Source organism: Vibrio ordalii ATCC 33509 (assembly GCA_000257205.1).
GTDB classification, from domain to species: Bacteria; Pseudomonadota; Gammaproteobacteria; order Enterobacterales; family Vibrionaceae; genus Vibrio; species Vibrio ordalii.
In genome coordinates this window covers 1-22,144 of record AEZC01000077.1, presented here as the reverse complement: position 1 = coordinate 22,144, position 22,144 = coordinate 1, and the positions used below count along the sequence as shown (strand labels likewise).

Genomic DNA, 22,144 nt, shown 5'->3' with positions numbered 1-22,144 from the left:
TTGGTTAAAGAACAGGGTTACTTATTGAGAAACAAATAAGGAAACAGTTGGCGGCGTTCTTGGTCACTTAGAGCACTAACACGAGCGATATTGGTATCGGGAATCGCTTCTGGGTTAGGGTAGTGCTTGAGTACTTTTTCCATGCTCTCTTCACGAATAAGATGGAAAATCGGGTACGGCGAACGGTTAGTTAGGTTTTCGTCATCTTCGGGGCGTGTGCCGCCAAAACAGTAGCGAGGGTGAAAAGTAGCGACTTGGAAGATGCCTTGCCAATCTTGTTGCGTAATTAATGCTTCGACCCAATCGATAAAAAAGTTGTACTCAAAAAAATCTTCGAGCATGTTTGGCACCACCACTAAGGTGGTCTCAAGAGACTGTGCCGAGCTGCCTTCTAACTCTAGCAATTGCTGCAAAATGTCTTGCAGCAATTGTTCTTCAGTATCGGCTTCACTGACGAAAATTTTGATCTGTTGGTTACGTTGTGGTTTTGCGGCGAAAGGGCAGAGATTTAAGCCAATCACCACATCGTTAAGCCACTGTTCGACTTCAGTTGTGATGGCGGTTTTATTTATCGTTACGCTCATAGTGCTTATTAAGACAGTCAATTTGGCGCAAGCATAGCATGACTCTTTTGATAAAGTGAGTGGATAACACTACTTGATCAATTCATGCAGCGGTTTGCGGTGCGCAAGGGCGCGGTCATCATGGCGCAATTTCCAACAGAGAAAAAACATCGCCACATACAACACCATTCCACCCGAAACCACCACCGCCCAACCGCCATTTTGCCAGCAATAGAGTAGGAAAAACCCGCCGAGGCTGCCACCTACATAGTAATGAACCAAATACAGAGCGGTCGCGGTTACTTTTGCGCTGCTGGCCTTTTGGCTCACCCATGAATAGGCGAGCGTATGAGTAAAAAAGGCGCCGAAACTGATCAACATTAAACCGATCAGCATAAACGGGATTGATTCAATCAAGGCTAGCCACATCCCCGACAAACTGAGTAAGGCTCCCAACATCATGCCCGAAATGGCATTGTAGCGTTTTGTCCAGTTGGCGGTCAGTTTCGAGCTGAGTGTTCCCGCCAAATAACATAGGAAGATCAATGATGCTAAGCCAATCGGTAGCGAGTAAGGTTCGGCGACAAGCCGAAAGCCCATCACAGAGTAAAGGTTAACAAACAGCGCAAAGTTAGTGCCACCAATCAGCATCGCTAGCCACAGCGTGCGGTTAGAAAGATGCTTTACTAGCGCACGATTGTGGTGAAAGAATAAGCCTCGTTGCGGCGTGAAATTGCGTTGAATGGGCAGCAACCACAGAACAATGATAGCGCAGACGAAAGTAAGCAAGGCAATCACAATCACCGCTTGTTGCCAGCCAAAAGCATCGGTCAATATACCGCCTAAAATTCGGCCGCTGATGCCACCTAATGAATTGGCAGCAATATAACCGCCAATCGCTTGGCTAAAAGCTTGAGGTGAAAGCTCCTCAGCCATGTAAGCCACGGCAACCGAAGCAAAGGCGGCCAATGCGACGCCCATTAGTGCACGTGTTAAAACCAGCACCCACAGTTGTTGGCTGATCAGCATCAAGCTGCCGATCAAGGGCATCATGAATAGCCCCAATAACATCACTTTGCGGCGGCCAAAGGATTCAGAGCTGATTGCCCAAGGGACTAAACTGACGGAGAGTGGGAGAGTTGATGCGGCAAATAACCAGTTAATTTGAGTTTCCGAAACCGCAAAATGCGTAGCAAGGTAGGGCAACATTGGCTGAAAAAGATAGAGATTACAAAAGACTAAGAACGAGCCGAGCGCAAGTCCCCAAGTGACTTTTCGGTATTCTTTACTGCCAATTTCGATCATGATTACGCTTCACTTACGTTATGTATCTGTGATCACAGTAGCAGTGGCTTGGTGATTAATAAAATATATTAAAAATATCGTTGTGATATATAAAATATATCCAAACCCTATTGGACGAATCTCGCTTTGTTTGATTCTGTGGAACCATAACGCTATGGATACTCGCCATCTAAAACATTTTTCGGCTGTGGTTCAGTGCGGCAGCTTTACTTTGGCAGCCCAGCAACTGCACATTGCGCAGCCAGCGCTCAGTATTTCGATTAAGAAATTTGAGCAGCAATTAGGGGTTGTTTTGTTAAAAAGAGATGAGCGAAAAGTGACGCTGACCCATGAAGGGCAAGTGTTATATGAACACGCCACTCGTATTTTGCAGCAACTTGAAGATGCACAATTGGCGATGGATGAGCTTAAAGGGCTAGTCAAAGGCGAAGTGAGGCTCGGCGCGCCGAGCATGATGGGATCCTATTTCTTTCCAGAAATTGTAATGGCTTTTAAAAGTCACTTTACCTTGCTAAAAATGACGGTGATAGAAGCGGGAACTCAGTCGATTCGGAAAATGTTGCTCAGTGGTGAGCTAGATATTGGCGTGATCCTCAATCATGATCTTCCTCCGGATTTAGAAGTTGATCCCCTCTTATCATCGCAAATGGTGGCGGTAGTGGGGAAAGAACATGAGTTAGCACAACGAGAATCGATAGATTTTAAGACCTTTTTTGAGCATGAATTGGTAATGTTTAAGCCCGGTTATTTCCACCGCGACTTCATTGATAAAGTGTGTAAAGAGCATAAGCTCAGCGCACATTTCTCTTTTGAAACCAATCTTTTGCCAATGATTTTAAGTATTGTCAAACATGAGTACGCAGTGACTGCGTTATTAGAGCTTGTAACGGAGCATGAACCGGATGTACGAGCGATCCCTTTTGAACCGCCAGTCTGGTTAGATTTAGCCCTCGCATGGCGCAAAGAGGGCTATTTGTCTAATGCCGACCGTACTTTTATTGAATTTGTGAAACAGTACGTGTGAAAGGGGCGATGTGTATCGTTCGATTAACTTTGATAGATTTTTTCAAAGTTGTTTGGGTTCCAGCCAATCATAATCCGATCACCAATTTTTAACGCCGGTACACTGCGCGCGCCGATCGCATCCAGTTCCTTCCGGCCGCGTTGCATTTTTGCGTTACATAAGCGGTAGGGGATCTGTTTGGCGTCAAGATAGCGCTGAGCATCTTTACAATGCGGGCATTTATCTTTGACGTAGAGCACAATACGTTTCATCCAATTCACTCATTAACCGAACATAAAGGGCGGCAAGTTTACCCACCGAGGCGCTGAGTTTCAACTCTCTCGGATGCGAAGCCTTGCTCCTTGTGATTGGAAAGATGAAACGCAGGCTTGATTCAGTTACACTTAGCGCCTTTTTTATGAGTCAGTTGCTGGGCTATGCATCCATCTTTTCGTTACATACAAAACTATCCGCCTCATCTCGTTTCACAAGTTGAACAGTTGATCACGGCCGGTAAATTCGTTAGTTGGTTTGAACAACGCTACCCGCAGCGCCATTCGATTCAAAGTGAAAAAGCGTTGTTTAACTACGCGATTGATCTCAAAAATCAATACATGAAGAAAACGGCGCCGATCAGTAAAGTGGTGTACGACAATAAAATCCACATTATCAATAACGCACTAGGGTTGCACAGTTATGTTGCCAAAGTGCATGGTGGGAAAATCAAATCTAAAAATGAGATCCGCATAGCGAGCATGTTTAAAGAAGCACCGGAGCCGCTGTTGCGCATGCTAGTGGTACATGAGCTGGCTCACATCAAAGAGAAAGAGCACAACAAGGCCTTCTATCAACTGTGTTGCCATATGGAACCGAATTATCATCAGCTCGAGTTTGATGCACGATTGTTTATGATGTATCTCGATTTAAAAGAGGAGCAGTAATGTCAGCCAAAGCGAAGTCGCAGAAAAGCCAACCAGAAGCGAGCCATAAAAAACCTGCGTTAAAAGCAAAGCAGGGGTTACATCCTCGTAATCAGCATCAAGGACAATACGATTTTCCCGCGCTGATTAATACACTGCCTGCTTTGAAGGCCTTTGTTATTCGCAACCCGAGTGGTGAACCGAGCATCAATTTCTCCGATGCGATGGCGGTGAAAATGTTCAACAAAGCGTTATTGGCACATCATTATCATGTGACCCATTGGGATATTCCCGCTGGGTATTTGTGCCCGCCGATCCCCGGTCGAGCTGATTATATCCATCGCGTGGCCGATCTGATGCTAGATGAGTGCCCATCCATCAAGCATGAAAAGGTTCAAGCACTTGATATTGGGGTCGGAGCTAACTGTATTTATCCGATAGTGGGCGTGGCAGAGTACGGCTGGCGCTATGTTGGTAGCGATATTGATCCTATCTCTATCCAATCTGCCAATCTGGTGGTTAATGGCAATGCTTCACTCAATGGGCGTATTGAATGCCGTTTGCAGAGTGATGCAAAACACATTTTTAAGCAGATTATCCAAGAAAATGAGCGTTACGATCTCACCACGTGCAACCCGCCTTTTCACGCATCACAAGTAGAGGCGCAGCAAGGCAGCGAACGTAAGTTGAAAAATTTACAGCGTAATCGAGTCAAAAAAGGTCAAGAAATTGCGGGGCAAGACGCTAACAGAAGTAAGGCGGTCACGCTCAACTTTGGTGGACAAAAAGCTGAGTTATGGTGCCCCGGTGGTGAAGCTGCCTTTATTAAAAACATGGCCTTTGAAAGTCAACACTACGCTCAGCAAGTGCTGTGGTTCACCACACTGATCTCTAAAAAAGAGAATGTACGTTGGATGCAAAAACAGTTAGATAAAGTGGGTGCTGCAGTGGTGAGGGTTGTTGAAATGCAACAAGGGCAAAAAGTGAGTCGATTCATCGCATGGAGTTTCCAAAATGACAGCCAACGCAAACAATGGTTAGCGGCAAAGTGCTAGGCTGACTTCGTTGATTGACTATATTGGTCAGTGAGTTGAGATAGCAATAGAAGGAGTAAGGTATGGACTTTGACCTTTATTTACCTTGCCAACCTGACTGGATCTGCCAGCCCTTCGCTTATCTGTTTGCCTTGCTTACGATGATTGGGCTTGGGTTTTTTATTCGTATTATTTATCGTGAATATCAAAAAATTCAGCGCGCTCAGAAAGTCAGACGTCTTCGCCGTATCCACTATCGTGACCGTAATGGTGGCAAAGACGGTAGACCCACCAATATCAAATAACCCTTGCCCTAGTAATACGATGTTAGGAAAAGGTATCGAGCGCCGCTTGATATTTTTTCTCTAACGCTTTATTTCCTGCCTTTTTCTCTAACTCTACCAATAATTGAAGCGATGTTTTTTGGTTACCGTAGCGCTGATTAAATTGCATCAAGCGAATGCGAGCTTGCGTGTATTGTTGAGCGTCAATTTCCAATTTAGCTAATTGCAGCAATGAACGAGCTCGATTAGGGTCATGGTCTAATGTTTTCGCAAAATAGTAGCGCGCTTGTTCTTTATCGCCAGATTTTAACGCGCAAAAGGCTGCGTTCTCATAGCTTGCTGGGACAAGGTAATAATAGGGTTGAGCAATGGCGCGGTTAAAATATTGATCGGCTTTTTGATATTCGCCCTGCTTACACAAAAATGTACCGTAGTTATTGAGAATATTGCCGTTTTTGGGATGGGCGCGAAGCGCGGTTTGATAGGTTTTACGTGCGGCCTCTGTTTCACCGACAGTTTGGTAGTAGTGAGCCATCGCAAGTTGCGAGCGATAGTAAGTCGGCGCATGTTGTGTGGCTTTTTCTAAGTTCTCACGTGCTTTGCTCATGTTGCCATTTTCTAAATAGCCTAGGCCGAGCGCAATGCGAGATTCGGCCATTTCAACCGGATCCGCTTTTACTTCAGGCTCACCTTTTTCGTTCACGGTGACACAGGCCGATAACGTGAACATTATCAATATCATCAGTATTTTTTTCATTATCTGCAGCTCCTAAATGGCTTAGACGCATGATAAGGAAATCAGAAGATCGAGGGGGAAAGAGCAGAGAAGAATGCGAGTCAGTATGCACTATGTTTGAGTCAGTATGCACTATGTTTGATGAAAACCTGAACACCTCATTACTGAGATGATCAGGCATGAAACACTAATCGTCTTTGGTAAATTTATCTTCGCTAAAGTGTTCAAGGTCGTAAGGTGTTTGTTGGTAAACACAGTAGTTTAACCAGTTTGCAAACAGCAAGTGACCGTGGCTTCGCCAGCTGGCGACTGGCTTATTATCTGGGTTGTCATTGGGGTAGTCGTTGACTGGGATTGCGGGTTCCATCCCTTCACCTAAATCTCGAATATATTCACCATGCAGTGTATGTGCGTCGTATTCAGGGTGACCTGTGACAAACACGTTACGTTTGTCTTTGGTTGAGGCTAAGTACACACCCGCCACATCAGAGGTGGCGAGAATATCTAAATTCGTATGTTCGGCTAAGTATTCTGGTGAAAAATCAGCATAACGAGAATGGGGCGCTAAAAAGGTGTCGTCAAAGCCGCGTAATATCGGATGAAAGGGATGGTGGATTTCATGATGATAAACGCCCGATAATTTTTCTTTGCGAGTTCGTTTGGGCAGATTGTAGAGCAGTTTTAGCCCCGCTTGCGCTGCCCAGCAAACGTAGAGTGTGGAAGTGACGTGATTTTTAGCCCATTCCATCACGCTTTTTAAGTGTTCCCAATAAATCACATCTTCAAATTGAACCAACCCCAAAGGTGCTCCGGTGATGATGAGCCCGTCGAAGTTGCGATTTTTTACCATCTCAAATTGACGGTAAAAGTTCTCCAAATGCTCAGTGGGGGTATTTTTACTTGGGCGCTCATCAATTCTCAGTAATTCAATATCCACTTGCAGCGGAGTATTGGATAACAGGCGTAAAAACTGAGTCTCGGTTTCGATTTTCTTCGGCATTAAATTCAAAATCAAAACTTTCAGTGGACGGATGCCCTGTGTGGCGGCACGTGTTTCTGACATCACGAAAATGTTCTCATGACGCAGTACATCACCGGCAGGCAGTTGGTCTGGGATCTTAATCGGCACAGCTTTCTCCCTAAGCTATTTTTGGACGTCTATACTGCCGAACTTAACTCAATCAAAACCAGATGTCGATAGCAAAATGGATCTTGCTGTGAAATTGGTTACTATTGAGTATCTGTTGACTTACCCGTTGGAGACACATGGCGCTAACCTTAACTTTGATCAGGGGATTACCCGGCTCAGGCAAAAGCACCTTAGCAAGGACGCTGCATGCAAAGCATTTTGAAGCGGATATGTATTTTATCAATGAGCAAGGCAGCTATTGTTATCAGCCAGATAAAATCGAGCAAGCTCATCGGTGGTGTCAACAGAAAGTGGAGCGCTGTTTAGCGCAAGGTGAGGACGTTGTTGTGGCGAATACTTTTGTTCGACAGTGGGAGATGCGAGCTTACCGGCAGTTGGCTAAACGTTACCATGCAACCTTAGTGATTAATGTTTGTCGTGCGCAGTACCAGAATGTTCATGGTATCGATGATGCCACTGTTGAGCGTATGCGTCAGCAGTGGCAGGAATGATTGATTAACGCTTCCGCTGGAGTTGGTAAAAGGCAAGGGCTCCCCAACCAAACACTTGCACCCACAAGATCCCCCACTGAGTGCTGATTTGATCCCATGATGCGCCCATTTGGTTCAAACTAAGAAATCCCTGAATGGCAGGCGTACTGGGAAAGAGGTTGGAGATCCAAATGATAGGGCGTGGAATTGCTTCTAAAGGCCAAATAAAACCAGCTGAAAAAATCAGTGGCATTGAGCTGATTAATACCACTAACGTCACCAATTCTCGCCGCGGTGTAACTGAACCAAGCCAAATGCCGCATAGGCAAGAGGCCAGTAAGAAAGGCAGTAGAAGTAGCAATAAATGCCCCGCACTGGCGAGGGTGTTGACACCATGTGAGGTAAAACTGGCACCAAAGTAGTACATGCTGAGTAGATAATAAACAGCAACCAGGACAATGCTGCGTACCAATATTAATCGTAGCGGTGTGGTATGACTCCAATAGCCATTTCCGTGCTTTTGTGTTCCGCCCATTAATCCTGCCGCCATGATCATGGTTTGTTGTAAGATCAAAACAAACACCGCTGGGACAACGTAATCAACATAACCCATGCGTGGGTTAAAGGTCGGTTTTAAGTTGATGCTTGTGGCGGAATAGTGCTGAGCGGCCAGAGAAAGCGGTTCTCCTTCCATCACTAAACGTGACACTTTACTTTTCGCGGCTAAGGTTCCACCAGCTTGCGATAAGCCCTCAACGATGGTGCCGTACACTAGAAAGTAAGAGGCATCGCCAGCGTAGGCCAGTGTTGGACTTTTCCCAAGCAGTAGGTCTTTATAAAAATGTTCAGGAATCACTAAAATACCGCTAACTTTGCGGTTAAGAAACGCCTGCTTGGCATCTTCAATGGTACTGTCTCGTTGAATCACTTTGACTTGTGGCGTTGCGTCAACCATGCGTTCTAGTTGGTAACTGGCTTGGCTTTTATCGAGATTGACTATCGAGAGTGTCTGCTCGCGTGGAGTTTGCTGCGTATAAGGCAAAGGGTATAAAAAGGAGTAAAAAACCACGCCACCAAAGACAGTCAACAGCACCACAGGGTTAGTGAATAGCGCTTTTAGCTCTGCTTTCAGTAGAGCAATGAATCGCGTAGTTTCAGTCATGGTTGATTCGCTCGGCTTGCTTGTGTTTACGGATAAGAATCAAAGTGAGCAGCAGCGGCAATGCATAGCCCAGCATTGGCACTAAATACTTCAGTGATGACAACAGCTCAGCGTTATAACTCACTTGGCTTACTTGCACTTCAATGTAGTGACTCACTGGTAGCAGGCTTCGCCACCACTGCGCTAGAGTATTCATATCCGTCACTGGGAACGTAATGCCCATAAACGCAAAACTTGGTGCGGTAAAAGCGCCAGCAAAACTCATCGCTCTTGCCGGATCGAGTGTTAGAAAGAAAAAGAGTGCGCCCATGATCATACAGGCGAGCGTCATTGCAAGTTGTGCGATAATCAATAGAGCAAAACTGCCGTGCATTGGCCACATTAATATTTGATAAAACCAGATTAAAAAACCAATCCCTTGCAACATAAAAATCGGCAGATAACGCATCAATGTTAGCGTTAAAATTCGTAATGGCTTTTCTCCAAGCCACGTTTGCAAACCAAAGTGACGATGGTTTGCAGCCAAAATCATAATGGTACTGACCACGACAACGATTTGCCAAAGAGCGGGTACAACCGCCGAGACTAAAAATTGCGCATAGTTTGTATTGAGATTAAACAGGGGCGTAATCTGTGTCCTGATTGGTACGGCTCGCCCCATCGCACTCAATGTGGTTTGTTGGCTAGTCGCTAGGTTTTTTACGACATCCACGTGGGCATTGAACGTACTTTGTGCTTGAACAATGGCAGCGTTGATCAATCGTCCAACCAAAATGTATTGGCTATTAAAGAAGGTCGATACTTGTGGCTGCTCACCACGAAATATTGATTTATCAAATTGATACGGAATGACAACGTACGCGTAAATGTCACTTTCAATCAACGCAGTTTTGGCTTGATTGACATCTTGGAACTGGTGCGTGACGGCCATGGTCGAGGTTGCATCGAAATCTCTTATCAATTGACGTGACAATTGGCTGTGAGACAAATCGACCACGCCAATCGGCAGATCGCGCACTATCCCTTGTGAGAAAATCCACCAAATACTGAATGCCAATACTATGGGTATCCAGCTTAGGCTAGACAATAGCCAAGGATCATGGCGCAGCAGAGGCCATTGAGGGCGAACCTGAATTGACATAAGGCTTACAGCTCAACCACTAAACTCATTCCCATACGCAAACCTTCGACAGGTGTGGTAGGGCGAGCTTCGATTTCAAAGGTGCGCAAATCAAACCCTTGTGATGAGTCTGTTGATCGCCATGTGGCGAAATCACCCATCACTGCAATGTGGGAAACGATAAATTCTACTTTGGCTTCTAAAGCAGGTAAGTAAGCCGTAAATGTGGTGCCTTTCGTAAAATGCTTGAGTTGATCTTCGCGTACGTTGAGCACCGCCCATGAGTCTTGGGTATCCACGACAGTGACGACAGGGAAGCCCTGTGGAGCCAGTTCGCCACTTTGTAGCAGTACTTGGGACACTTCACCGTCAAACCAACTCTCAATTTTAGTATCCGCGGCATAAGCTTCAACTTCCGCTACGGCACCTGCAGCCATACGTTCTTTTTCCGCGGCAGCGAGTTTAGTTTCAGAGCGTGCGCCTTCTTTGGTCATTTGATACATCTGAAAAGCGGCGCTTTCAGTATATTTAGCGGCCTGCCATTGGGTATTGGCTTCATCACGTTTTTGTTCAGCGACGACACCATCACGGTAAAGATTATTGACACGCAAATAGGTTTTTTCCATTAAATCCGCTGCGGCTTTAGCTTTAAGCCATTGATCTTTTGCCGCTTGGATCTGCTGATCGCGTGCGCCTGTTTCTGCTTCTTTAGCCAGTGCGCCCGCCGCTTTTTGACCCGCAATCGCTTGATCTAATTTAGCTTCAATTTCAGGGCTGTGCAGAGTGAAAATGAGCTGGCCGCGTTCAACGCTATCGCCTTTGCGCACCAGTACCTGATCAATACGGCCGGGAACTTTCGAAGAGATACTGTATTGCTGAGATTCAATTTGACCTTGTAAGCGGACAGGTTTAGGTTGCGATGCTTGGTAAAAGCGATAGCCTACCCAAGAGATCGCCACCACAGCAGCAAGAGCAATCAGTGTTGGTTTTACAGCTTTCATAAGGCATCCTTTTGAGCAGGTGATTCGTGAGTCATTGATGAGTGCAACAAAATCGCTGATTGTGTGTAGATAGGGAAAGTATTCATTTCACTGGTCAATGCCAGTAACTTATTTAAAGAAAGTAAGTAGTTGAAGCTGGCTAATGACTGCTGAGTTTTGATACTAGCAAGGTAGAGCTCTGCATCCACTACATCTAAAGACGTTGCTAAACCCTGACTGAATGCTTTTTGGCGTAGGCTCAGGTTTTCATTCGCCAGTGCTAGGCTCGAGTTTAGCCCCATCACTTCTTCCAATGCTTGTTCGGCTTCCAAATAGGTTTTTTCCACCAACACGCTCAAATCTTGCTTAGCTTGCGCCTTTAAGTAACGTACTTGTGAGACCGCGCTGTGCGCTGCTTTGACTTGATCGCTGCGACCCGATGTTTCAATTAACGGAATGTTGACCCCAACACCCACTAACCAATCCGGCTTCATTTGGCTGGCCAGCGAATCGTCTTCATGTAGGCTGTAATCACCGTAAAGGTAGACTTCTGGATAGTATTTGCCTTGTTCAGCTTTGATCAAGCTGCTTGCTTGCTTTTCTTTTGCTTCAAGTAGTGCCAAGCCCGGATAGGTATTGAGCGTTTGCTCCACAAAAATAGAGAGCGGCGGTAAACGGTCGTTGACAAACAGTGAACCACTTGGCTCGACTTTTTCTGTTTGACCTAGAATTTGAGTCAGTGCGCTTTGGGCAATATCTAAGGTTTTTTGTGCTTTTTTGCGTTCAACCGTTGCTTTATCTACTGAGGCTTCAGCTTGTAGCCGTTCCACATGGGCAATTTGCCCTTGTTGCTCTAACTTTAGTGCATTATCACGGTGCTTGGTTAACCCTTGCTCAACGTCTTGGCGAGTCACTAAAACCTCTTTTGCCAAAAGAACACTAAAGTAATATTTGCTCAAGTCTTCATAGCGCGCTTGTGTTTCCATTGCGAGCTGGTTTTGCGCTTCTTCTTTTTTACCTTCCGCTGCCGCTTGTGCGGCGCTGATCCGTCCGCCTGTAAAAATAGGCCAAATAGCGCGAATCGAAGAGCTGAAAATATCACGTTCGGTGATGGTTGAAGTGATGTAGCCAGCGCTGGCGAGTATCGGCCCTAAATTTGGCCCCAAAGATGATGGGACAGATTGCCCAGTGCTATCGAATATCTGCTTTCCTGACAAAGTAACATCTTGGTCTAAACGCGTGTAGTTTGCACCAATAGAAACAGCAGGCAAATTAAGACTGTCTGTGGAATTTTCAATATGCTGATAACGTTCGACATTCGCCCGCCCAGCAGCAAGTGAATTATTGCTCTGTTGCAAAAGATCCCATGCTTGTTGAAAGGAAATCGGCGCGGCGAAAGAAGGGGCTGCACCAAGCAGAGTACAGACGAATAGGCTGAGTGTTTTCGCTTTCATGCTAAGCTCGAATTATTTTAAATTTAGAGCTAATGCTCTATTTTTTCACTGCGTAAGTCAACAGCAACGTGGGTTAAAATGCCAGAAAACGGCACACACAAGTATCATGCGCTAGCATGAAGCGCATGTCCTTAATATTCAAGACTTATTATTTAATACTTATGATGCGAAGGGCAGAAATAATCCGCTCGCCAAACGAGCTTTTTACTCCCTTGCATCGTGGTGAGCACGTCTTTGCCTGACATCTGAGGGAAAGCGAGCAGCACTCTCAGGTCATCATTTGACTCCGTCGCTATCTCTTCATAAGCCCGAACATGAGTAAAGGTTGACTGTAAATGATTAAACAGCATATCTCGTGAAAGGCAAATTCCAAAGGCATCGCGTTTCATTGTAAGTATCCTTCTGACAGATGTTATGAATGTATTCGATAGCAATTGGTATGGTTATTATAGGGCTATCTCTTCGTGAGGTTTCCTCATCGTCTTTACTGCACAATAAGTATACAAATACTTTCGTATAATGAGATAAAAATTTCCTAAAATAGATGTGATCCAGTTCAAGAAATAGTCATGATAATTTTTTATAAAACCTAATGCATATTCTGCTTGGCAAGCCTTCGAAATAGATTGCAATAAAATGAACCAAAATGGTGCGTGGAATGCGTAGTATTGTTCACAGTTATTCGTTTCTCTCTTCGCTCAAATGTTAAATAAGTGTTAGCTTGTATGCAGAATTAAAGAGGGATTTATGGTGTGGAGTCGTATTAGTTTTCGTAAGCGTATGCTGATCATAATGACCCTTTCAGGGGTGATTGAATTACTGTTGCTGGTTGCCGCTGGTTTTATGTACATAAAACACTCTCAAGAAGAAGAAATGGGGCTAAAAGCCTTGGGGGTGGCTTCATTTCTTGCGCAAACTCCATCAGTGGTTGATATGCTTGAGTCCGGTAGTGGAGTCGATCACCAACAACGCTACCGAGAGCTAACAACATTAATCGGCGCTGCCTTTATTGTGATCGGGGATCGGCGCGGTATCCGTCTAGTACATCCTGTCGATGAACGAATTGGTCTGCCTATGAAAGGTGGGGACAACGACCGAGCCTTACTTTATGGTGAATCTTACGTCTCTTTCGCGCAAGGTTCGCTTGGTCAATCGGTACGTGGTAAAGCGGCTGTGATTAGTGCAAATGGTGACATCGTTGGGGTAGTCTCTGTCGGGTACTTGATCGAGCGGCTGCAAGATAAAATTGAACCTTTCCTGATTTATTTAATTGGTATGGCGCTCTTAGTCGTGGCAGCGAATGCACTGGTTTCTAGTTATGTATCACGTCGTTTTCAAAAAGCGATACTCGGTTTTGAGCCAGAAGAGATTGGTCGTTTATATGTTGAACTTGATGTCACCATGAGTACTTTGAAAGAAGGTATTTTAAGCATTGATGATGCAGGTATTCTTCGTTCTATTAATAAGAGTGCTTGCGATATTTTGGCGATTAACCGAGACATGGCGCTCAATCGACCACTTTCCCTTTTTTTACCTGATAGTGATCTTATGAGCGTCATAGAGAGCGGTACGCCTGATCACGACATCGAGCTGTACCTCAATCAACAACGTCTAATTGCCAATCGAAGCCCGATTATTGTTGACGGTAAAGTGGTTGGAGCGGTGTCCAGTTTCCGCCTCCGAGATGAAATCAACGAATTAACCGAGCAACTTTCTCAAACCAAAGAGTATGCGGAAATGTTGCGCTCTCAAACTCACGAACATCGCAACAAACTCAACACCATCAGTGGGCTTGTACAGATGGGAGAGTTGGAGGCGGTTCAGCATTTAATCGGTCAAGAAACGGCTCATTACCAAGCGTTAATTGAATTTCTACGCGAGACAGTTAGAGATCCACTCATTGCCGGAATGCTGCTTGGCAAAACTGAGCGTGCTCGTGAGCTTGGTTTGGAGCTAGTCGTTGAAGAGGGAGCGCATTTAGAACCTTTGCCGCCGCGTATTAATGCTGAAGATATCGTCACTATCTTGGGTAACCTGATTGACAATGCATTTGATGCAACACTCACGATGATCCGCAATGAAAAACGGGTAACACAAGAACGACGCATCATTGAAGTGTCGCTCAGTGATTATGGTGCCGAAATTATTCTGGAAGTAGACGATAAAGGGTGTGGTTTACCTGAACACATTTTGCCACAGCAATTATGGCAAAAAGGGGTCTCTAGCAAAGCGAAACACAACCGAGGTGTGGGTTTACACCTGGTAAAACAGTTAGCTGATCGCTATCAAGGGCAGCTGGAAATGAAAAGTAATCAAGAGGTTGGAACAAGAGTAACGGTTTATCTGCCTAAGGAAGAACAAGTATGAATACTCGTGTCATGATCATTGAAGATGATATCGCGATTGCGCAATTACATCATCGTTACCTGACACAAATTGAGGGATTTGAGGTTATTGGTATTGCAACGACTCACGCCGATGCGCAATTGCAGTTAGATATTCTCAAACCCGATTTAGTGTTACTTGATGTTTATCTACCGGATGGTACGGGGCTCGATCTCTTACAGAAAGTTCGAGGCAACAACCAAGGCTGTGATGTCATTTTGATTACTGCAGCGCGCGATGTTGAGACGCTGCAACAGGCAATGCGCGGCGGTGTAGTGGATTACTTACTCAAACCGGTCATGTTTCCTCGATTAGAGGCTGCCTTGAAAAAATACCTGACCCGACAGTTAGAATTGGGATCTGTGGCTGATGTTGACCAACACGTGGTTGATAAAATGTTGATGCCGAATAGCAATGAACTCTCTATCCATCTGCGCCTTCCAAAAGGAATCGATGCAGTAACACTAGATAAAATACGCCATCTTTTTGATACAAAATGCATTTTAACAGCCGACGAGGCAGGGGAAAACATTGGCGCAAGTCGAACTACAGCAAGGCGTTACCTTGAGTATTTAATTAGTAGCGGTGAATTGGCTGCTGATTTAAACTACGGAACCGTTGGCCGTCCTGAGCGTAGCTATAAAAAAATCCCCCGCCAATAATTGATGTTTTATCTATCAACCCTTTGAATTTAAATGATACTGCTCCTCACTATGAGTTGTGCTTGAAGATGAATACTTGCGATGAACTAGACGGACTTTCAAACCCCATCTAAAGTTTAAGAACAAAAGGCAGATAACATCATTTAGGAGAGAGGATGAACGTAATCAAATATGTGCGTACAATACTACCTATATGGTTAGTCACTGTATTTGTACCCTCACCCGCTTATCCAAGTAGCCTTGAGACATTGACTTATTATACAGAGGCATACCCGCCTTTTAATTTTATCGAGCAAGACCAAGTCACTGGAATTTCGGTTGATTTACTTCAAGAAGCCGCTACATTCTCAGGGCATGAGGTGTTATTGAGCCAAATCGTATTGCAACCGTGGGCGCGTTCTTACCGTTCTGCCATCTTGAAAAAAGACGGGGTACTTTTCTCAACAACAAGGACGTCACATAGAGAAGAGTTATTTCATTGGGTAGGTCCAATTGATGAGATTAAAGTGGCGGTAATTGCTCGTAAAGGTAGTAATATCAAACTTGGAGAGCCTTTAGAAATTACCTCTTATAAAATTGGGGTAATAAAAGACGATGTCGGTGAACAGATGCTATTGCAGTATGGTGTCCCAAGAGATTCCATGCAAGAAGCGACCGATGTCACTATGCTTGCAGAGCAGTTAGTGAAAAAACGTATTGATTTGATCGCTTACGATGAGCGCTCAGCTCATTGGTGGATAAAGCAAGCAGGGTATGTACCCGATCAATTTGAAACGATTTATGTGTTAAAGCAGGGATTACTTTACTATGCTTTTAACAAAAATGTAGACCAAGCCCTACTAGACGATTTACAAATGGGTATTGATAAAGTAAAGAACACAGTTAATGAAGACGGTGTTAATCGATATCAAGCCATATTAAACAAATACCAATAACCATTCTGAAGATTAGTGACCAGTATGAGCAACCCAAGTAGTACAATTTTGACAGAGAGTGGTACCAACGAACTTGAGATTATCGAGTTTCATTTAGAAAAGGTACTGCCAGATGGACGCACGAAAACCTGCTATTACGGCATTAACGTTGCGAAAGTTAGGGAAGTGATACAAGTTCCTGATACCACTGATTATCCTAATGCTCAGCCGCATATGATCGGTGTGTTTTCATCACGTGATGTACTGACGCCGTTAGTTGATCTTGCCGGTTGGCTTGGTGTACCTACTAATCCAAGCCTTGAGCGAAAGTTTGTTATCGTGACTGATTTTAACCGCATGACCAATGGTTTTTTGATTGATAGCATCAGTCGTATTCACCGTATTTCTTGGAACGATGTAGAATCGCCAAGCCAGTTCTTAGAAGCGGGTGAGCAAGATTGCGTGGTGGCTGTTGTGCGCAAAGATGGCAACCTGATCATGATTTTGGATTTTGAGAAAATCATCGCTGACATCAACCCTGAATTGAGTATGGAAAAATACGATGTCACGGTAGATAGAACCGTTGATCTTAACCAAAAAATGGTCAGTAAACGTAATGCGAAAACCATTATGGTGGTCGATGACTCAGCCTTCATTCGTAGTTTGATTCAAGATACATTAAGTTCTGCCGGCTATAACATTATCGCGTGTAAAGACGGCGGTGAAGCCTATGAGAAATTAATGGAAATTGAACAAGCTGCTAAGTCTGAAAACGTACCTGTGGCAGAATTAGTCAACGCGATTGTGACTGATGTAGAAATGCCTCGCATGGACGGTATGCACTTATTGAAGCGTTTGCGTGAGGGTGAAACCTATAAAACAACGCCTATTGTGATGTTCTCCTCCATTATGAGTGATGATAACCGAGGAAAAGCACTGGCACTCGGTGCTAATGATACCTTAACTAAGCCAGAAATAGGTAAGATGGTCACGACTATGGATAAGTATGTGTTTGCTTGATGTTAGAGTAGCCTATTTTTAGTCAGCAAAAAAGAGCCTCATCTAAGGCTCTTTTTATTTATCACCAGCACATCTTTATTTGAAATCGAATGCCACTGCCCATAAACCAATCAAAGGGGCTATAGTTTAAATAAGAAAATATTTTGGAGGTAGGCACTATGAAGCGAACAAGTAATATGCGAGTGACTATGCTGATTTTCTTGGGTTCTATTGCGTTACACACCCAAGCATTTGCATCAGAAATGTCGTTAACCTTACATTTGCCAACACTACAAAATAATACTCATGTTTATTATCATGAGTTATTGCAAAAATCGCTTGAGGAGCAGGGGGTTGAGGTTAATATTATTATTACATCGGACCATGTACCTCAAAAACGAATTAGTAAAATGGTTGAAAACAATCAATTATCATTGATGTGGTTTTTACAAACTCAAGAACGAGATGAGCGGTATGCGGGCATAAATATCCCATTGACCAAAGGACTGATTGGTAAACGTATTTTATTGATTCCACCTCAATTACAACCCACATTTGATACTATTCATTCGCTCAGTGATTTACAAAAGGAGGGGTTAACCGCTGGATTAGGCGTTAATTGGTACGATGTTGAGGTCTGGCGTAATAATGACCTAAAAGTGTACCAACAAGATGGTGACTGGCGAAATCTCTATCAAAAATTATCTGCAGAAGGGCCGATTCACTATTTTCCAAGAGGCATGAATGAAGTTTCCGATGAAGCCAAGTCACTTCCTTATCTGGCCATTGAACAGCGCTTGATATTGCAATATCAAAGCGATTTCATTTTTTATCTTAGCCAAGAAACAAAGCGATATCAGCCGATCATTGAGCGTGCCCTACGCAAAGCTCAAACTGGTGATTTAATGGACAAATTGATTGAAAAACATTGGCGTAGCAGTTTAGAGGCACTGCACCCTGAAAGTCGTACCATCATTCATTTAGATATCCCTTGATAAGCTATTTTTAGGTTCAAGGCTTGGTTATCTTTCTAGGCCAGGCCTCAGCTATGGGACTAAGATCAAACTCTATTAGATTGGTCAAAATGTAATATTCTTTCACACTTTATCATTCCTCATTCTACGCTTTGTCTTTCCGATCACGTTTTTATCTTGCTCTCGCTATTTTCCTTTCATCTCATTTGCCCTGAGCGTGAGTGAACTCTGTATTTTTCTTCTCCTCCCTCGGTTCTACGCCATAAGAGCAAAATTGCAAGGGGGAGGTGATTGGTGGTGTCAAAATTATAACGTTAGCTTAGGTAGATATAGGCATATAACTGCTTAACCACTTAACTACTGATTTACCGGTTTTCTGCCAGCAGTGAGAGCAGGACGAGCACTAACGTTATAAAACGGATTACAACAATGAAAACAAACCTAATGAGAATGACTTTAGCGTTTGCTTCAATTGGTATGCTAGCGGGTTGTAATGACTCGTTAGACGTTCAAGTCATGGATGGGTATTTAACCAATGCCCAAGTTTGGATAGATGTGAACGGCAATCGTCAATTTGAACAAAACGAACCTCAAGCGTATACCGACCAAAAAGGTATCGCAAAAATTAACGTGGCGGGGCTGCGTGGTGACGTAAAAAATTATTATCTGATGGCTTCTGTCATCAAGGGAAAAACCGTTGACCAAGATATTCCCACCGTCAAAGCGGCGCGCAATTATTTAATGATGGCGCCAGCAAATTATCCGGTGATCAGCCCTGTTACGACTTACCTCAGCGTGCAGATGCAAAATGGTAAGCGAGAGAGTAAAGCGTTGGCTGAGCTGAAAAAGGCGCTGCGTATTCCAACTCTGGATATCAAAGCGGATTATGTCGATAACCACATCTTGGTTGCTCAATCTGCTAAAGCGCTAGCGCAACTGCTACCTGCTACTATCGATGACTCCAGCTTGCCTGAATTGGCCAATACCTTGAAAAAAGCCAGTAAGCTGTTTGGCGATGAGATCAAAAAAGCGCAGCGAGAAAAGAGCGATATTCGCGATAAAACACTGATTCTTGAACATGGTGAGCCTGTTATTGGCTTTGATAGCGATAGAGATGGCGTAGCCGATTTGATTGACCACTTTCCTTACGACATCCAAGAGAGTATTGACTCCGATAATGATGGCATTGGCGATCACGCAGACCTAGACGATGACAATGATGGCTGGCCTGATGAAACTGAATGGCGATTAGGGACAGATCCTTATGACGCCTTAAGCTTTGCTGCCGATCTCGATGGCGATGGCATTGCGGATGTCGAAGATGATGATATTGATGGTGATGGGTGGAGCAACGCCGATGAAGCGCGTTTAGGAACGGATGCCAATGATGTTTCAAGCGTTCCTGCTGATCTTGATAGTGACGGTATTGCCGATAGCGAAGATGACGATATTGATGGTGACGGCGTGAGCAACGCGCAGGATGTATTCCCACGAGATCGCTTAGAAAGCCTTGATACCAATAACGATGGGCTAGGGGATTTTGCCTCAAGCGACGATGACGGTGATGGCATCCCCGACAGCATTGATCCACAACCGAAACAGGCGGATAACTCGACAACCGAGCCGACCCCAACTTATCAAGAAGCGATCATTTACTACCTGCGTGATGACAATAATTATGACGGCTGGGGACTACACCTTTGGAACAACGGTAGCTGTGATTCTGTTTCTGAATCTGCGCTTAATGGTGTGGATTGGGGAAATCCTTACTTAGCCTCAGAAATCGACCCGATTTATGGGGCGATATATCGCATTCCACTTAAAGCAGAACATGGCAACTGCATGAACTTTATTGTGCACAGTGGCAATGATAAAGCGCTGGGCGGCGATGATTTAGTGCTGGATTTTGTCAAAGGCAATACGCTTTATACGCGCCACGGTAGTACGGTGTTGAACTATTCTCCGAATGAGCAAATTCAAGTTGCCATTGAGGGCGCAGCTGCACATTGGCTTGCGGTAAATCAACTGGCGTGGTTCGATCACAGCGAAGCGGCAAGCTATGAGCTTTGGAGCCGCGCGCAAGGCAATGGTGATATCGCCCATCCTGAACAATTCATTCATTACCCATTAGCCTTGTCAGGCGTGACCAATAATGCGCATTTCCCACATTTAGCCGGTCGTACCGCCTTCACATTGGATGTGAGCAATGAACAAGCTACAGCGCTGCTGAAAACTCAGCTACTGACAGTGGCGAGAGATGCTGAAGGCAAAGTACTTGTTGCAACAAAAGTGCAGATCCCAGGAATAGTCGATAATCTTTACACGGTGGGCAGCGATGATGCCGATGAAGCGAAACTTGGCGCTTGGATAGACGGTGATAGCGCGCATTTTGCGCTATGGGCTCCGACTGCGCAGCAAGTGGAGTTGTATCTGTATGATCAAGATAAAACCCTTCGCAGTACCTCCCCTCAGCCGATGGTTGAAGATCCAAACACCGGAGTTTGGCACTATCAAGGTGAGCGCTCGCTGAAAAACAGTTTCTATCGTTACCGCGTGCAGGCCTACCATCCTAAAACGGCGCAACTTGAATGGATGATGACGACCGACCCGTATTCGCAATCGCTCAGCACATCCAGCCTTTATTCTCAATTGGTGGACTTAACCGCAGCAGAGTCAAAACCGGACGATTGGGATACTCAAATTATTCCTGAACTGAGTCATCCTGAAGATAACATTCTTTATGAAGTACACATTCGTGACTTCAGCAACAGTGATAGCAAAGGAACAGCGGAATACAACGGTAAGTACCTCGCCTTCTTGGAAGAAGAACGTGACAGTGTTACGCACCTGAAAAGTTTAAAACAAGCGGGTTTAACCACCATTCACTTACTGCCAAGCTATGATTTAGCGTCGATTCCGGAAGATGAGCAAAAGCGGGTCGATCTTAATGATACGGTCGCAAAACTGTGTGGTATTAACCCGCAAGCGTCGCTCTGTTCTGATGGCACGTCGATGAGCGCGACCATACTTTCTCTGTTGGAAAAAACCGACCCGAATACACCGCAAGCACAAGCATTATTGGCGGATGTGCGGCCGCTTGACAGCTTCAACTGGGGTTATGATCCATTCCATTACAGCGCGCCAGAAGGCAGTTATGCAGTGCAAAGTGATGGTGTGTCACGGGTGAAAGAGTACCGCCAAATGGTGCAAAAACTGCATCAGCTTGGTTTTCGAGTCGTGCAAGATGTCGTCTACAACCATACCTACTCGTCAGGTTTGTATGACAAATCAGTACTGGATAAAACCGTGCCCGGTTATTACCACCGCTTGAACCCCATCACAGGTGCGGTTGAAAATTCTAGCTGCTGTGACAATACCGCTTCAGAAAACCGTATGTTCGAGAAACTGGTGGCCGATAGCGTCACGATGTGGGCGCAAGATTACAAAATCGACGGTTTCCGTTTCGATCTGATGGGACACTTGATGAAATCAAGCATGCTCAAGATTTATGAGGCGGCGAAAACGGTTGATCCTGACACTTGGTTCTATGGTGAAGGCTGGAACTTTGGTGAAGTCGCCAACGGTGCCAGAGGTGAAAATGCCACGCAATGGCCAATGGCTGGAACGGGAATAGGGACTTATAACGATCGCTTACGTGACGGTGTGCGTGGCGGTGGTCCATTTGATAGCGGTGAGGCGTTATTAACCACTCCGGGTTTTGCTAATGCAGGTGATCGATTTAGTGATGAGCTGAAATCGAAAATGGACTTAATTCGCTATGGCATGGCTGGCAATTTACAAGCCTATCCATTGCAAACCGCCAGCGGCATGACAGTGCTTGGCCGTGATTTCCAATACGGTGGTCAAGGCGCGGCCTATACACTTGACCCACAAGAGTCGATTAACTACGTCTCTAAACACGACAATCAAACCCTGTGGGATTTCAACCAATATAAAGCAAAAGCAGAAACCAGCTCAGAGGATAGAGCGCGCATGCAGATCATTGGCCTTGCGCCAGTAATGCTTGGT

The 22,144-nt window shown here is 44.8% G+C and carries 21 protein-coding genes; 11 read left to right on the top strand and 10 right to left on the bottom strand.

Features of this window, described 5'->3' with window-relative positions:
• Positions 1 to 17: 17 nt before the first annotated feature.
• Entirely contained in the window at positions 18 to 584 is a 567-nt protein-coding gene (locus VOR_RS0104855) for a DUF1415 domain-containing protein (RefSeq protein WP_010318602.1), read from the bottom strand.
• A 69-nt stretch (positions 585 to 653) separates the two neighbouring features.
• Positions 654 to 1,868: an MFS transporter gene (locus tag VOR_RS0104850; RefSeq protein WP_010318601.1), complete on the bottom strand. Its 1,215-nt coding sequence runs from the start codon at positions 1,866 to 1,868 to the stop codon at positions 654 to 656.
• Between the two features lie 154 nt (positions 1,869 to 2,022).
• On the opposite strand from VOR_RS0104850, the gene VOR_RS0104845 reads away from it, so the two are divergent.
• Positions 2,023 to 2,892: a LysR family transcriptional regulator gene (locus VOR_RS0104845; RefSeq protein WP_010318600.1), complete on the top strand. Its 870-nt coding sequence runs from the start codon at positions 2,023 to 2,025 to the stop codon at positions 2,890 to 2,892.
• A 23-nt stretch (positions 2,893 to 2,915) separates the two neighbouring features.
• Here VOR_RS0104845 and VOR_RS0104840 read toward each other — a convergent pair whose 3' ends face one another.
• Entirely contained in the window at positions 2,916 to 3,143 is a 228-nt protein-coding gene (locus VOR_RS0104840) for a glutaredoxin family protein (protein ID WP_010318599.1), read from the bottom strand.
• A 165-nt stretch (positions 3,144 to 3,308) separates the two neighbouring features.
• Here VOR_RS0104840 and VOR_RS0104835 point away from each other — a divergent pair, with 165 nt between their 5' ends.
• The 3 genes from VOR_RS0104835 to VOR_RS0104825 all read left to right on the top strand — a co-directional run bounded on the left by VOR_RS0104835 (position 3,309) and on the right by VOR_RS0104825 (position 5,130).
• Positions 3,309 to 3,812 (top strand): M48 metallopeptidase family protein, encoded by a 504-nt coding sequence (locus VOR_RS0104835; RefSeq protein ID WP_010318598.1) that lies wholly within the window; start codon positions 3,309 to 3,311, stop codon positions 3,810 to 3,812.
• Positions 3,812 to 4,846, top strand: coding sequence for a 23S rRNA (adenine(1618)-N(6))-methyltransferase RlmF (rlmF, locus tag VOR_RS0104830; protein ID WP_010318597.1), 1,035 nt, complete (start codon positions 3,812 to 3,814; stop codon positions 4,844 to 4,846). Before VOR_RS0104835 ends, rlmF begins: the two co-directional genes overlap by 1 nt.
• Positions 4,847 to 4,908: 62 nt before the next feature.
• A complete protein-coding gene (locus tag VOR_RS0104825) occupies positions 4,909 to 5,130 on the top strand; it encodes a hypothetical protein (RefSeq protein ID WP_010318596.1) in 222 nt (73 codons plus the stop codon).
• 22 nt (positions 5,131 to 5,152) lie between these two features.
• On the opposite strand, the gene pilW is transcribed toward VOR_RS0104825, so the two are convergent.
• Both pilW and metA read right to left on the bottom strand, forming a co-directional pair.
• Positions 5,153 to 5,866 carry a type IV pilus biogenesis/stability protein PilW gene (gene pilW / locus VOR_RS0104820; protein WP_010318595.1) on the bottom strand — a complete coding sequence of 238 codons (714 nt, stop codon included), beginning with the start codon at positions 5,864 to 5,866 and terminating at the stop codon, positions 5,153 to 5,155.
• Positions 5,867 to 6,032: 166 nt separating this feature from the next.
• The gene (gene metA, locus VOR_RS0104815; RefSeq protein WP_010318594.1) at positions 6,033 to 6,974 is read right to left on the bottom strand and encodes a homoserine O-acetyltransferase MetA; all 942 of its coding nucleotides are present in this window, start codon (positions 6,972 to 6,974) and stop codon (positions 6,033 to 6,035) included.
• A gap of 137 nt (positions 6,975 to 7,111) precedes the next feature.
• Between metA and VOR_RS0104810 the strand changes: the two genes are divergently transcribed.
• Positions 7,112 to 7,486 carry an ATP-binding protein gene (locus VOR_RS0104810; RefSeq protein ID WP_010318593.1) on the top strand — a complete coding sequence of 125 codons (375 nt, stop codon included), beginning with the start codon at positions 7,112 to 7,114 and terminating at the stop codon, positions 7,484 to 7,486.
• Between the two features lie 4 nt (positions 7,487 to 7,490).
• Here VOR_RS0104810 and VOR_RS0104805 read toward each other — a convergent pair whose 3' ends face one another.
• The 5 genes from VOR_RS0104805 to VOR_RS0104785 all read right to left on the bottom strand — a co-directional run bounded on the left by VOR_RS0104805 (position 7,491) and on the right by VOR_RS0104785 (position 12,570).
• Positions 7,491 to 8,627 carry an ABC transporter permease gene (locus tag VOR_RS0104805; protein ID WP_010318592.1) on the bottom strand — a complete coding sequence of 379 codons (1,137 nt, stop codon included), beginning with the start codon at positions 8,625 to 8,627 and terminating at the stop codon, positions 7,491 to 7,493.
• Positions 8,620 to 9,768 carry an ABC transporter permease gene (locus VOR_RS0104800; RefSeq protein WP_029626917.1) on the bottom strand — a complete coding sequence of 383 codons (1,149 nt, stop codon included), beginning with the start codon at positions 9,766 to 9,768 and terminating at the stop codon, positions 8,620 to 8,622. The genes VOR_RS0104805 and VOR_RS0104800 overlap by 8 nt, the downstream gene beginning before the upstream one ends.
• Before the next feature lie 5 nt (positions 9,769 to 9,773).
• Entirely contained in the window at positions 9,774 to 10,748 is a 975-nt protein-coding gene (locus VOR_RS0104795) for an HlyD family secretion protein (RefSeq protein WP_010318590.1), read from the bottom strand.
• Positions 10,745 to 12,181, bottom strand: a complete 1,437-nt coding sequence (locus VOR_RS0104790; protein WP_010318589.1) for a TolC family protein — start codon at positions 12,179 to 12,181, stop codon at positions 10,745 to 10,747. Before VOR_RS0104790 ends, VOR_RS0104795 begins: the two co-directional genes overlap by 4 nt.
• A 152-nt stretch (positions 12,182 to 12,333) precedes the next feature.
• Positions 12,334 to 12,570 carry a hypothetical protein gene (locus tag VOR_RS0104785; protein ID WP_010318588.1) on the bottom strand — a complete coding sequence of 79 codons (237 nt, stop codon included), beginning with the start codon at positions 12,568 to 12,570 and terminating at the stop codon, positions 12,334 to 12,336.
• Between the two features lie 358 nt (positions 12,571 to 12,928).
• Here VOR_RS0104785 and VOR_RS0104780 point away from each other — a divergent pair, with 358 nt between their 5' ends.
• From VOR_RS0104780 to pulA, 6 genes are all read left to right on the top strand, one after another.
• Positions 12,929 to 14,548 (top strand): sensor histidine kinase, encoded by a 1,620-nt coding sequence (locus VOR_RS0104780; protein WP_010318587.1) that lies wholly within the window; start codon positions 12,929 to 12,931, stop codon positions 14,546 to 14,548.
• Positions 14,545 to 15,228 (top strand): response regulator, encoded by a 684-nt coding sequence (locus VOR_RS0104775; protein WP_010318586.1) that lies wholly within the window; start codon positions 14,545 to 14,547, stop codon positions 15,226 to 15,228. Before VOR_RS0104780 ends, VOR_RS0104775 begins: the two co-directional genes overlap by 4 nt.
• 155 nt (positions 15,229 to 15,383) lie before the next feature.
• Positions 15,384 to 16,163 carry a substrate-binding periplasmic protein gene (locus tag VOR_RS0104770; protein WP_010318585.1) on the top strand — a complete coding sequence of 260 codons (780 nt, stop codon included), beginning with the start codon at positions 15,384 to 15,386 and terminating at the stop codon, positions 16,161 to 16,163.
• A gap of 24 nt (positions 16,164 to 16,187) precedes the next feature.
• A complete protein-coding gene (locus tag VOR_RS0104765; protein WP_010318584.1) occupies positions 16,188 to 17,162 on the top strand; it encodes a chemotaxis protein CheV in 975 nt (324 codons plus the stop codon).
• 158 nt (positions 17,163 to 17,320) lie between these two features.
• Positions 17,321 to 18,136: a hypothetical protein gene (locus VOR_RS0104760; protein WP_010318583.1), complete on the top strand. Its 816-nt coding sequence runs from the start codon at positions 17,321 to 17,323 to the stop codon at positions 18,134 to 18,136.
• Positions 18,137 to 18,544: 408 nt separating this feature from the next.
• Positions 18,545 to 22,144: pullulanase-type alpha-1,6-glucosidase (gene pulA / locus VOR_RS16790; RefSeq protein ID WP_010318582.1), on the top strand; the 3,600-nt coding region annotated here is incomplete at its 3' end.